The organism is Rhizobium sp. NLR16a (genome assembly GCF_017948245.1).
Lineage (GTDB): Bacteria > Pseudomonadota > Alphaproteobacteria > Rhizobiales > Rhizobiaceae > Rhizobium.
Map to the genome: position 1 here is coordinate 161366 of NZ_CP072869.1, position 12644 is coordinate 174009.

Here is a 12644-nt window from a genome sequence, read left to right on the forward strand (position 1 = left end):
AAGAGTGTCCCCTGCGTGAGTCAATAGATGACGTAGTCTAGAAGACCTCAGCCGTCGGTAGCGTTCTCTCAATATCGGAAAGAAGTAGGGGCAGTTTAGACACCAAATGCTGATTGTTCAGATCTATAAGCCTGAGAAAATCTTGGTCGTACATAGTCACATAGTTGAGCTTCGGGACCGCGCATTTCGACAGCACCGGAATTGACGAAAGGTCCACTATGATGCGTGGCTCCAGTCGCAGAAGGGCGCCCTTTAGAGCCGCTTTGTAATCTTCACTTAAATCGGCGGTTGCGATAGCAGCGCATGAACGCAGCTCTCGAACGCCCCCAATCTCTTCTGGACGCATTATCGCGATTTCCCTGTCAGAGGAGCCCCGGAGGCGCCTGCGAAGTTTTTTGGGATTCCGCGTTACGACTACAGTGGAACGGAATCGATCTGCCCCTCTAGTGCTGATTAGGTCGCGCCCCAGCATACCTGCCCCAATCATGTAAAGACGGCCGGGTTCCTCTATCCCCTTAAATTGCTCGGCTATTAAGTCGTAAACAATTCGATCATAGTTGAACGGTGCGATGAAGTGCAGTCGCTCTCGCGATGCGCGACCCACACCTAGTGCCAGCCGTGCGATCCGAGAAATTGGAAGCGCCGGATCAAGGAGCGCAACAGCATTCGAAACTTGATCGTTAACGTAGGGCTCCCCAAGGATCTGGGATTTAGCACCGGAAGAGATCTCCGCGAGACGCTTAGCAACAGCCCTCGCACCTTTGACAAGCGCGCGCGGAAAACCAGAGAACAAAAGATCTATATTTCCGAGCGCAGACTCTTCTCCATAGACTTCAACGCGCAGGCAGGTTGTGATTAAAAGGATCCCGCGTTTCGCTAAATCGATCGCCATCGGTTTGATCTTCGCTGAATGCTGCGCCATTTGAAATGGCGACGTCATTTCGTGATCAACGTAGTGCCCAACGATATCGGTCATCATTTCACTCCTGATCTTGGCTGAAGGCCTAAGGATGTCAGAGGCGCTCGACTTCGAAACTCAATGAACCGCGCCTCGGACGTAGATGTTTTAGCTGTCACTCCGCACAGCGGTGGTTCGTACTGGTCTCCTTTCGGCCATTAGCTTGCAAAGAATTGCTAAGTCCCCTTCGCCTCAATAGCGTCTACAAGTCGTGAGAGCGCGTGGACGTAGGCGGCGCTTCGCAGGGTGATGTTCTTGTCCTTCGCACACGCCCATATTGCGGCTCCTTCCTCTTCCATCTTCGTCTTCAGCCGGGCATGTATGTCCTCAATGAGCCAACGGTCGCCTTGGCGGTTCTGCACCCATTCGAAATGCGAGACAGCGACCCCACCCGCATTCGCGAGGATATCCGGAAGAATGGCAACGCCCCTGTTCTTGAGGATCTCATCAGCCTCCAGCGTGATCGGGCCGTTGGCGAGTTCAAGAATGATCGGAGCCTTTACGTTGGCAGCGTTACCCGCGTGGACCATGTCCTCCAGGGCTGCCAAAACGAGCAGGTCGCAATCCACCGAAACCAGTTCGTCGGCAGCAATTCTCGAGACACCGTCTGAACTCGCGAAGCTGGTAACGCCTCCGTTGCGCTCTTTAGCAGCATTCAGCTTTTTGATATCGAGGCCCGCCGGGCAACGAATTGCACCCTTTGAGTCGGAAACCGCCACGACCTTGTATCCGGCCGATTCGAGCAGCTGCGCCATGTGAGATCCGGCGTTGCCGAAGCCTTGGATCGCGGCTCGTGCACCCGGAGTAAAGCCGAGGTCCTTCGCCAGGAATTGGAGGAGATAATAGCCGCCACGGGCCGTCGCATCATCACGGCCAAGCGAGCCACCAAGGCTGATTGGCTTACCGGTGAAGACCGCCGGCGTCCACTCGCCAACGATAGAAGCGTATTCGTCCGCCATCCATGCCATGGTCATCGCGTTGGTGTTGACGTCGGGCGCCGGGATGTCGCGGTTGGGGCCGATGACATTGGCAAAGCGGCGGACATAGCCACGCGCAAGACGCTCCAGTTCATTCTTGGAAAGAGAGTGAGGATCAATCTGGACGCCGCCTTTGCCGCCACCAAACGGCAGGTTCACCACTGCGCACTTGATAGTCATCAGGAAGGCGAGCGTCTCTACTTCATCTGCCGTTACACTAGGGTGATATCTGATGCCGCCCTTGGTTGGGCCGCGGGTATCGTCATAGCGGCAGCGCAAGGCCGGTAGGTGTTTGTGTGAACCGTCGTCCATTTGGATCGTCAGACGGGCGTGCGTGGTCTCTTTCGGGGACGCCCATCTTTCAAGAATTATCGGGTCGATGTTGAGGTGCTTGGCCGCGTCAACAAGACGTGTCAGGGCCCGATGCAACATGGTGTCATGGCTCATTGAGCGTTCCCCCAATTCGGATGATCACAGGTATCCGTGGTACGTGATTGTCCACAAAGACCGCTAGCGTGTTTTGGGACGTAGTGGACTTGCCAAACCCGCCCTTTCCATAAAATCTGACGCAGAGCTGCCATGCTTGGCGTTCCTTCATGATGCGGTTATCTCGCAACGCGGATGCAGAAGCCGATCCGCTGCCTCGCAATAGCTCTCAAGATTCGTGCCAAGAAGGCCGATTGAGCTGACGAACAATAATTCCCTGCTATTCCAGTTATGTGGGCGGAAAAGGCGCGCGATGCGAGGAGGTAGCCTTTGTCGCTGATCTGACAAAGGTGACGACAATGCCGGATTGTTGTCATGCGTCTGAAGGATGGCGCTGGCTCAATGTAGCAAGTCGCGTCAGATCAAGTGGCTTCGGCTTGTTCATCTGATCATACGGTAGCTCGCCCAGCCGATCAGAACGGCGTTGATGTAACGATTGAGGCGGAGAAAGAGCTCGACAGGCTGCAGCAGCGTCTATGGACGGTGAATAGCCCCGAGTTTCGTAGATACCCTCGGGTTACGTTCTCTGCTGCTTTTCGAACTCGACGGGCGACAGCATCCCGTTTCTGACATGTTTGCGCTTCGGGTTGTAGAACATCTCGATGTAGTCGAACACGTCTTGTCTGGCTTCGTCTCTTGAGCGATAGACCTTTCGGCGTATCCGCTCCCGCTTCAACAGATTAAAGAAGCTCTCAGCCACGGCATTGTCATGGCAGTTGCCCCGTCGGCTCATCGAATGAACCAGATTGTGGTGATTCAGGAACGCTGCCCAGTCCGTGCTGGTGAATTGCGATCCCTGATCTGAATGCACCAGAACTTTTTCCTTTGGCTTTCGCCGCCAGACAGCCATCAGTAATGCTTGGAGCACGACATCCGTTGTCTGACGGCTCTGCATCGACCAGCCAAATGACCCGGCGGTAATAGAGATCGATGACGACGGCCAGATAGGCAAAACCCTCGTTGGTACGGATGTAGGTGATGTCAGTGACCCAAGCTTTGTCTGGAGCCTCGACGTCGAATTGCCGATCCAGCGTGTTGTCGATGACAACGGACGGTCTGCCGCCATAGATGCCGGGACGGCGTTTGTAGCCGATCTGAGCCTTGATGCCAGCTATCCGGGGCAGGCGAGCAACCCGGTTGGGGCAGCATGTCTCACCGTGATCGAGCAGGTCGTCATGGAGCTTCTGATACCCGTAGACCTTGCCGCTCTCTTCCCAAGCCGTCTGGAGCAGATCCATCTGCCGCTTGTCCTCACTGGCACGCTTGCTCAGCGGCATCCGAAGCCAGGCATAAAATCCGCTGGGATGGATGCGCAACAGGCGGCACATCGTCCGTACCGAAAACAGCTCCTGATGCTTTGCAACGAACGCGTACTTCACTTTGCATCCCTGGCGAAATACGCGGTCGCTTTTTTTAGTATGTCGCGCTCCTCGGTGACGCGCGCCAATTCCTTTTTGAGCTGCTTGATCTCCTCGGCCTGGTCGCTGCCCTGGTTGTCAGACGTGGAGGAAAACTTCTCTTCCACTCATAGAGCGAGTGCGGGCTCACACCCAGCCGCTGCGAGACCTCCGCAACCGGATAGCCCGTTCAGTGATCTGACGCACAGCGTCCCGCTTAAACTCTTCGCTGAAATTCGATTTGCTCATGATGATCTTCTTGCCTCAACTTAGGAAAGAAGGCGTCTACAAATCTCGGGGCTATTCACGGCTTTTGATTGATATTTCCAGCAAGGATTTCTCCACGCATCTGGCAATGATCCTACTCACGCCGCAACGTCCAGTTAAACCGCTTGTCCAACCTCACTAGGCGCCCGCAGTGTTATTCTCTCGATCGCTGTGCTTCTGATCGCGCATACGGTGTCACTAGTCAGACGATCAACGGTAAACCGAATCTCGATACACGCCCACCGCACCAGAACTTCAGTCTCCTTGCTATCTCCGGCGTGTTATTCGGCGTTGAAATCTTCCGCCTCGTTGCGCAGCTATCATGGAGTTGTCCGACCTGAAGCCTATCGAACCGCCCCTCCGTTCGCGGCGGTGATCGGGGCGGATTGCGACACGACATGTCGGCGACCCTACAAAACCCCTCCGCATAGCGACAACGAAAGACTCGCAATCTCAAAGACCTACCGGCGCAACCTGATTGGCACGAGTAGTGCTCAGAGTAAGCCGGGTCCCTAAAGCCCAAATCCGATTGGGAGCTTAAACGGCTATGCACATCGTGGTCTGTATCAAACAAGTGCCGGGCTTCGGACGCCTGGTATCCACTTCATCGGGAAGCAGACAACTGACGGCGACACGGCCCCGGTCTGACCGGCATCGGAAGGAGGCTGACCCTCCAGCAATCGACTTACATGGCGAGGAGCTCTGGAATGGCCAGCTGCTCCATCTGCATTAGACCTCGGCACCTTCCCGTCACGACGGTGAATATCATCACGCTCTCAGAAGAAGGAATTTGCAATGTCACGCCGCAACCGCAGAAGCCATTTCAGAAGACGGGATCACAAACGTTCAATGTCCAACCTATGGAACGATCGCCGCGATGCCCCTTCAATATCAAAACAAATCGACCTGATACTTCGCCGGAAGGGCCCTGGCGCGCGAAACGCCGGATAAAACACTGTGGGAAACATGAAATGTCTTCTAATTTAAACCTCAATTCTCCGGCCCCGCCAGCAAGTGAGGAAGCTGCAACGGCTGACGACGTCCGAGCCCAGGTGGACGCGTCTATAACCAAATCGCTCCGAATACGAGCATTCGGATGGGGTTCGACCGCTCAGGCGAAATGGACGAGGATTGGCTCAAAGCCAGCCTGTCGTTCCACGTTCCAAAGGCGTTCATTGTCGACCGAGACGGAAGCATCGCCTTTATAGGTGATCTGGTTATGCTCGAGGATGTATTGCCAAAAGTGTTTGACGGCAGCTGGCGCGCCAGCGCGGAAGCAAAAAATGCCGAAGAGGAGCGGATTGCTGAAGGCGAGACTTATGCTGCGCAGATAGTTTCATGATCGAGTCTGGGCGGCGGTAGAGATTAAGAATGGCAAGACGGCGCTCTCGGCGATTGAGGAGGGCATCAACCTGAACCCGGACAGCGCCTTCTTGCGGCGCAACTTTATTGCACGAGCAGTGCTCAGTGTTAGTCGGGTCCCTAAAGCCCGAATCCGATTGGGGAGCTTAAACGACTATGCACATCGTGGTCTGTATCAAACAAGTGCCGGACTCTGCGCAGATACGCGTCCACCCGGTGACAAATACGATCATGCGCCAAGGCGTACCGACCATCATTAACCCTTACGACCTGTTTGCTCTCGAAGAGGCACTTCAAGTTCGTGACCGCTATGGGGGCGAGGTGACCGTTCTGACGATGGGACCGCCCATGGCTGAGCAAGCGCTACGCAAAGCCCTTACCCACGGCGCAGACCGCGCAGTGCTTCTGACCGACCGCCACTTTGCTGGATCTGACACGCTGGCGACCTCGTATGCTCTTTCTCAAGCAGTAGCGAAGATTGGCGAGAGCTATGGGGCGCCTGATATCGTCTTTACGGGAAAGCAGACAATTGACGGCGACACGGCCCAGGTCGGACCCGGAATTGCAAAGAGGTTGAACCTCCAGCAACTGACTTACGTAACGAAGATTGTCTCCATTGATCCCACTTCGCGCGAGCTCATGGTTGAACGGCACGCGGAGAGCGGCACGCAGATGCTGAAGAGCACGTTGCCATGTCTCATCACCGTGCTGGAAGGTGTCAATGCTATCCGCCGGGGTTCTCTCGATGACGCCTTCCGTGCAGCGCGAAGCCCGGTTCTTAAATGGGGGGCCGCTGACGCCGGCATTGGGGAGTTGACCAAATGCGGCCTGCGGGGATCGCCGACGGTCGTGAAGCGAGTATTCGCTCCTGGTCCGCGCGCCGAAAAAGCTATGCAAATGGAGATTAACGACAAAACGTTGGCCGAGGTCGCCGCGGAGACGGTCGCTGCAATTTTTGCCCGCCAGCCTGTTTTGGAACGCAAGCTCACGTCCCATGGCAATCGGTGAGCAGCGAGGAGTAGATTTTGGTCGCTAGAAAAAATGAAACGACGGAAAACGCGGTCGGCCGCGCCAGCTTAGGGAAAAAGCTGCTTAAGTGCTTCGAAGATCACCGGCACGTCTGGGTCTTCATGGAACTTGAGCGCGGCAATGTTCATCCCGTATCGATTGAACTCCTCGGCGAAGGCCGCAGACTAGCTGACAAACTGGGTGTCCAACTGGCCGGGGTAATCCTCGGTTCGTCTGAAGGCGTGGGCACCAAGCCTGCGATCGAAGAGGCCTTCGCTTACGGAGCTGATGTCGCCTATCTGGTAGAATCGCCCCTCCTCGCCAACTATCGAAACGCACCCTTCACCAAGGCTTTGACGGATCTGGTCACTACTCACAAACCAGAAATTCTCCTTCTCGGCGCGACCACGCTCGGCCGCGACCTAGCCGGTGCTGTAGCAACGACCTTACAAACAGGGCTTACGGCTGATTGCACCGAGCTGGATGTGGATGGAGATGGTTCACTCGCAGCAACGCGGCCAACTTTCGGCGGGTCCTTGTTGTGCACGATCTACACGCTGAACAGCCGGCCGCAAATGGCAACGGTGCGGTCCAGGGTCATGGCGACGCCGCAACGTGTGGATAAGCCAATCGGACGCGTTATCCAACATCAACTCCTGATGGTTGAGGAGGAGATCGTCACCAAAGTCCTCGCGTTCCTTTGCAACAGTGGGTCTGAGCAATCCGATCTGGCCAACTCCGACATTGTGGTTGGCGGCGGTCTCGGCCTCGGCACTGCAGGAAACCTGCAATACTTGAGAAACCTGGCAACGACGATCGGCGGGGGAGTCGGGTGCTCGCGCCCACTGGTCCAAAAAGGCTGGATGCCTGCTGATCGACAAATTGGTCAGTCCGGCCATACCATTAGACCCAAGCTCTACATCGCGGCGGGAATATCTGGCGCGGTCCAGCATCGCGTTGGCGTCGAAGGAGCCGATCTGATTGTCGCTATCAACCTCGACCAGAACGCTCCGATCTTTGACTTCGCCCACATCGGCGTTGTCGCTTGCGCGCTGGAGTTCTTGCCGGCGTTGACAGAAGCTTTCGCCAAGCGAATGCCACCGCACAACTCTATCAAGGTTATGGACCGAGGAAGGCTAGATGACCAAGAGTAAGTTCGACGCGATCGTCATTGGTGCCGGGATGTCCGGTAACGCCGCAGCGTATTCGATGGCTAGTCGCGGTCTAAAAGTGCTGCAGCTGGAGCGCGGAGAACATTCGGGCTCTAAGAATGTTCAAGGGGCTATATTGTACGCCAACATGTTGGAGGCGATTATCCCAGAATTCCGCGATGACGCCCCTCTTGAACGGCATCTGGTCGAGCAACGATTCTGGCTAATGGATGACTCGTCGCACACGGGCGTGCACTATCGCTCTGATGACTTCAATGAACTGAAGCCAAACCGTTATACGATCATCCGCGCCCAGTTTGACAAATGGTTCTCACGCAAGGTGCGCGAGGCGGGAGGCACAGTCCTTTGTGAAACGACAGCGACCAGACTCGCTTGGGACCTGAACGGTAAAGTAATAGGCGTTCACACAGACCGAGAGGGCGGTGTGATCCTCGCGGACGTAGTCGTCCTTGCTGAGGGCGTGAACGGACTGCTTGGAACACGAGCCGGGTTACGCGATATGCCGAAGCCGGAAAACGTGGCACTCGCTGTCAAGGAAATGCATTTCATGCCGGAAGAGGTCATCGCAGAGCGCTTCGGCCTCAACGGTAGCGAAGGCTGTGTGATCGAAGCCGGCGGCACGATCTCACGCGGAATGGCCGGACTGGGCTTCCTTTATACCAACAAGGAGTCGATCTCGGTGGGGATCGGCTGCCTCGTCTCCGGTTTAGCGGAAGGCATGGAAAATCCGTACCGCCTTCTTGACGCCTTCAAGCGACATCCCTCGATCCGACCATTACTGGCCGGATCAGAGATAAAAGAATACGCCGCGCATCTTATTCCCGAAGGGGGCTTCAAGGCAATCCCGCAACTCTTTGGCGACGGGTGGGTGGTCGTGGGCGATGCGGCGCAACTAAACAATGCCGTGCATAGGGAGGGATCAAACCTCGCGATGACATCAGGCCTCATGGCCGGCGAAGCGATCTCTCAGATAAAGAGCCGTGGCGGCTTGATGACGAAGCGCAATCTCTCTCTCTATAAGGGCATGCTGGATAAGTCGTTCGTCATGAAAGACCTGATCAAACACAAAGATCTTCCAAGCCTCCTCCACACCGACAGTCACAATTTTTTCATGACCTATCCAACGCTTATATCACAGGCAGCGCAAAATTTTGTGCGTGTCGACGGTGCACCTAAAATCAACAGGGAGAAGGCTACAGCTGCCTCCTTTGTCAAGGCACGATCCCATTGGGGGTTGATCAGCGACGCGGTCCGCTCCGCCGCATCTTGGCGTTAAAGGAAAATTCGATGAAGGCGACCATCATTGAGCGCATTGAGGACAAGCTGTACCAAAACCGATATCTCGTCGACACTGGACGTCCGCATATCACAGTGCGACCGCACCGGTCGCCAAGCCCGAACCTGCTCGCCTTGACGCAAGTCTGTCCGGCCAAATGCTACGAAGTGAACGAAATTGGTCAGGTGGCGATTGTTTCCGATGGCTGCTTGGAATGCGGCACATGCAGGGTGTTATGCGAAGCGAGTGGCGACATCAAGTGGAATTATCCCCGAGGCGGGTTCGGGGTCCTCTTCAAATTCGGATGAAGAGTTCCTACCTCCGCCGCGATAGCAGCGACCGGTGCAACTGCTAAGCGGCAAGTGAATGTGCATCAACATATCAACCCCTCGAAAGGCTAAGTTGTCACGCCGTCAGGCACACGTTCAATTTAGAAATATGCCTTGGCGTATTTCGCGCGATTCCAGTGGAAAAAACAGTGACCTATAGCCTGTTCCCAGGCATGACGAAACCAGACGAGCGGATCCGGCTACTCTCCGAAATCGCCGGCGATCTCATATCTTCCCCTCTTGAGATCGCGCTGAAGGTGGTCATGAACACCCTCGACAGACATCTGCCAATGCGAGACGGCGTGATCGTGATTTACGGCACCGGACAAGAGCCCAAACTAACCGTATGGCATGCCGATGGCCACGACGTTCGCTCACGTTCTCTTACGGTTGAACAGTCGGATGCAATAAATTGCGCCTTCGCTAGCGGTGAGCCGCATTTCGTGAAAAAAACTGTTGCTGTAGGCTTCAAAATGAAAGGGGAAGCAATTGGCGCTTTGTGGATAGATCGCACTTTTTACGGCAGCGCGGTGGCCGGCGAGACGGCGCTTATGAAACACATCGCTAACCTGATCGCCAAAGCTAGCCGTCGCGAGTTGTGCAGCGGTGGCGGATCAGTCCCCGAGGAACAACAAGCAGGACAGATTCCGAAAATCAAGCCGAAGTCTCATCCCACCCAAGTCGCTAAAATCGACTGGATCGTTGGGGAGAGCCCCGCGCTAAAGAGGGTATTAGCTACCACCGAGATCGTGGCCGCGACCAACGCCACGGTGCTCTTGAGAGGAGAGAGCGGCACTGGCAAGGAATGCTTTGCAAGAGCAATACACGCGTTATCGATACGTAAAAGCAAGGCGTTTATTAAGTTGAATTGCGCCGCGCTGTCGGAAACCGTTCTGGAATCTGAATTATTTGGCCATGAAAAGGGCGCTTTCACTGGCGCTCTCCTTCAACGAGCTGGACGTTTCGAACTGGCAAATGGCGGAACACTGTTGCTTGATGAAATCGGTGATGTATCACCACAATTCCAGGCAAAGTTATTGCGCGTATTGCAGGAAGGTGAATTCGAACGTCTCGGCGGAACGAAGACATTGAAAGTAGACGTTCGAATTATATGCGCCACCAACAAAAACCTCGAAGTGGCCGTCCTTCGTGGGGAGTTCAGAGCCGATCTCTATTATCGGATCAATGTGGTGCCCATCGTTTTGCCGCCACTTCGCCAGCGCGACGGTGACATTTTGCTTCTAGCGCAAGTGTTCCTCGAGAAATTCAACAAGGCAAATGATCGAAATTTCTGCTTCACGCCGTCGGCAAAAGACGTTTTGTCGAAATGCGCCTTCCCCGGCAATGTTCGCGAGCTGGACAACTGCGTACAAAGGACCGCTACTCTCGCCAGTTCAAATACGATTGCTTCATCAGATTTTGCCTGTCAGCAAGGCCAGTGTTCTTCGGCGCTCCTCTGGAAAGACGCCGGCGACGTTATTGACAACGACGCGGTGCATAGTCTCAACCCGCGAGATACAATGTCGAGCGGACTGGGCCCCTACGCAGGCGCTCCCAGCGGTGCCACAGCCACAATGGAGGCACCGGGTCTCACTGAGCGTGATCGACTGATCAATGCAATGGTGAAGGCTGGTTGGGTACAGGCCAAAGCAGCTCGTATCCTTGGTAAAACGCCGCGGCAGGTCGGCTATGCGCTACGCCGGTTTCGTATCGATGTGAAGAAGGAGTGACGGCGATCGCCAAGAACTCCGTGAGCGTGGCCCAACGACTTCGGGCGCGATCTGTTTTCATTTCTACAAGACATCTCCGGCAGCAAGCGGGGAAACGGGCGGTAAGGCGACATAACGCTGAAACAACAATGTCTCGTCGACCGGAATCTTTTGCATTCGGAGATTTAACCTTCCTCAACAGTGGAACAGTGTGATGTCGGAACCGGAAATAAAGGTCGGGATGACCAGCAGCGCCCCCTTCGACCGGGCGCCGATGGCGCCCGCTATGCGCGGCGGCCGCGCATCTTCGTCCTATGACCTTTCGGTGACGGATGACATCGATGCGCGGATCTGGGAGAGAATCAAAGACCATCCCTGCTTTTCAGAGCAAGCCCATCACTATTTTGCTCGCATGCATGTCGCGGTCGCACCTGCCTGCAACATCCAGTGCAATTACTGCAATCGCAAATATGACTGCACCAACGAAAGCCGTCCCGGGGTCGCATCAGTCAAGCTAACTCCCGACCAGGCACTACGCAAGGTGCTTGCCGTCGCCAGCAAAGTGCCGGAGCTTTCCGTAATCGGCATTGCCGGACCGGGCGACGCTTGTTACGACTGGAAGAAAACAGTAGCGACGTTTGAAGGCGTTGCCAGAGAAATACCTGACATCAAACTATGCATTTCTACCAATGGATTGGCGCTTCCGGACCATGTCGATGAGCTAGCTGACATGAACGTCGATCACGTGACGATCACCATCAACATGGTGGATCCGGAAGTCGGGGCGAAGATCTATCCATGGATACTTCACGGTCATCGTCGATACACCGGGATAGAAGGTGCCAGGATCCTTCACGAGCGCCAAATGTTGGGTTTGGAAATGCTGACCGAACGCGGCATCCTCACCAAAATCAATTCGGTTATGATTCCAGGCGTCAATGACACGCACCTCGTGGAAGTTAACCGATGGATCAGAGACCGCGGGGCATTCATGCACAATGTTGTGCCCCTGATTTCAAAGCCTTCGCATGGTACTTATTACGGTCTCACGGGTCAGCGTTGCCCCGAGCCATTCGAACTAATGGCACTTCAAGACTGTCTCGATGGTAACGTTAAGCTTATGCGCCACTGCCAACAGTGCCGGGCCGACGCCATTGGTTTGCTGGGCGATGATCGCGAGCGAGAGTTTGCCCTCGACCAAATCTCCACCAAAGTTGATTACGATGCCAACATGCGCGAGGCATATCGGAAGCTGGTCGAGCATGAGCGAGAGGATCAATTTGCAGCAAAATTGGACGCGAACAAGGCAGTCGAGTCACTGGGTTCGTCGGGAACCCTTGCCGTTGCGGTGGCGACTAAAGGTGGCGGCCGGATCAACGAACATTTCGGTCAGGTAAGAGAACTCCAATTGTATGCCGTCTCTCGAAAAGGGATCAACTTGGTGGGACACCGTAAGGTTCTGCCATATTGCTTGGGTGGCGTAGGCGAGGAGAGCGCTCTGGATCAAATCATCGTTGCACTCGACGGTATCGATATTCTGCTCTCTGCCAAAATTGGCGATGGACCAAAGAAGCGGTTGGCAAAAGCTGGCGTGCGAGCAGCGGACGCATTTGCCTATGCTTACATCGAGACTGCGATCGGCGCGCTGTACATCGCCGAGTTTGGCCGCAAGCCGTCGATGCCGACGGCGTTACCCCTCTGAC

Annotated in this window: 9 protein-coding genes and 1 pseudogene; 7 read left to right on the forward strand and 3 right to left on the reverse strand. The window is 55.2% G+C overall.

From position 1 onward, the window contains the following. Positions 1 to 37 precede the first annotated feature (37 nt). The 3 genes and pseudogenes from J7U39_RS27720 to J7U39_RS27730 all read right to left on the reverse strand — a co-directional run bounded on the left by J7U39_RS27720 (position 38) and on the right by J7U39_RS27730 (position 4067). Complete coding sequence (locus J7U39_RS27720) at positions 38 to 976, reverse strand: hypothetical protein (RefSeq protein WP_168277480.1); 939 nt, start codon at positions 974 to 976, stop codon at positions 38 to 40. A gap of 158 nt (positions 977 to 1134) precedes the next feature. After that, positions 1135 to 2382: a Glu/Leu/Phe/Val dehydrogenase gene (locus J7U39_RS27725; protein WP_205917676.1), complete on the reverse strand. Its 1248-nt coding sequence runs from the start codon at positions 2380 to 2382 to the stop codon at positions 1135 to 1137. Between the two features lie 556 nt (positions 2383 to 2938). After that, positions 2939 to 4067: pseudogene (locus J7U39_RS27730) on the reverse strand (IS3 family transposase). Between the two features lie 1114 nt (positions 4068 to 5181). Here J7U39_RS27730 and J7U39_RS27735 point away from each other — a divergent pair. The 7 genes from J7U39_RS27735 to nifB all read left to right on the forward strand — a co-directional run bounded on the left by J7U39_RS27735 (position 5182) and on the right by nifB (position 12643). Beyond that, on the forward strand, positions 5182 to 5427 hold the full coding sequence (locus tag J7U39_RS27735) for a hypothetical protein (RefSeq protein ID WP_168277479.1): 246 nt from the start codon (positions 5182 to 5184) through the stop codon (positions 5425 to 5427). A 176-nt stretch (positions 5428 to 5603) separates the two neighbouring features. Beyond that, positions 5604 to 6455 carry an electron transfer flavoprotein subunit beta/FixA family protein gene (locus J7U39_RS27740; RefSeq protein ID WP_127431403.1) on the forward strand — a complete coding sequence of 284 codons (852 nt, stop codon included), beginning with the start codon at positions 5604 to 5606 and terminating at the stop codon, positions 6453 to 6455. 17 nt (positions 6456 to 6472) lie between these two features. Continuing rightward, positions 6473 to 7609 carry an electron transfer flavoprotein subunit alpha/FixB family protein gene (locus tag J7U39_RS27745; protein ID WP_168257389.1) on the forward strand — a complete coding sequence of 379 codons (1137 nt, stop codon included), beginning with the start codon at positions 6473 to 6475 and terminating at the stop codon, positions 7607 to 7609. Next, positions 7596 to 8903, forward strand: coding sequence for an NAD(P)-binding protein (locus tag J7U39_RS27750; RefSeq protein ID WP_168257388.1), 1308 nt, complete (start codon positions 7596 to 7598; stop codon positions 8901 to 8903). The genes J7U39_RS27745 and J7U39_RS27750 overlap by 14 nt, the downstream gene beginning before the upstream one ends. 11 nt (positions 8904 to 8914) lie before the next feature. After that, entirely contained in the window at positions 8915 to 9211 is a 297-nt protein-coding gene (locus J7U39_RS27755) for a ferredoxin family protein (RefSeq protein WP_127431406.1), read from the forward strand. Positions 9212 to 9405: 194 nt separating this feature from the next. Next, positions 9406 to 10962 (forward strand): nif-specific transcriptional activator NifA, encoded by a 1557-nt coding sequence (gene nifA, locus J7U39_RS27760; protein WP_210633212.1) that lies wholly within the window; start codon positions 9406 to 9408, stop codon positions 10960 to 10962. Positions 10963 to 11155: 193 nt separating this feature from the next. Further along, the gene (gene nifB / locus J7U39_RS27765; protein ID WP_210633200.1) at positions 11156 to 12643 is read left to right on the forward strand and encodes a nitrogenase cofactor biosynthesis protein NifB; all 1488 of its coding nucleotides are present in this window, start codon (positions 11156 to 11158) and stop codon (positions 12641 to 12643) included. The last annotated feature ends 1 nt before the right edge of the window (position 12644 follow it).

Bases quoted from the DNA above. Each gene is read 5' to 3' on its own strand.
- J7U39_RS27750 (WP_168257388.1), top strand. From the start codon at position 7,596: ATGACCAAGAGTAAGTTCGACGCGATCGTCATTGGTGCCGGGATGTCC.
- J7U39_RS27725 (WP_205917676.1), bottom strand. From the start codon at position 2,382: ATGAGCCATGACACCATGTTGCATCGGGCCCTGACACGTCTTGTTGAC.
- J7U39_RS27755 (WP_127431406.1), top strand. From the start codon at position 8,915: ATGAAGGCGACCATCATTGAGCGCATTGAGGACAAGCTGTACCAAAAC.
- J7U39_RS27740 (WP_127431403.1), top strand. From the start codon at position 5,604: ATGCACATCGTGGTCTGTATCAAACAAGTGCCGGACTCTGCGCAGATA.
- J7U39_RS27720 (WP_168277480.1), bottom strand. From the start codon at position 976: ATGACCGATATCGTTGGGCACTACGTTGATCACGAAATGACGTCGCCA.
- nifA (WP_210633212.1), top strand. From the start codon at position 9,406: ATGACGAAACCAGACGAGCGGATCCGGCTACTCTCCGAAATCGCCGGC.
- nifB (WP_210633200.1), top strand. From the start codon at position 11,156: ATGTCGGAACCGGAAATAAAGGTCGGGATGACCAGCAGCGCCCCCTTC.
- J7U39_RS27735 (WP_168277479.1), top strand. From the start codon at position 5,182: ATGGGGTTCGACCGCTCAGGCGAAATGGACGAGGATTGGCTCAAAGCC.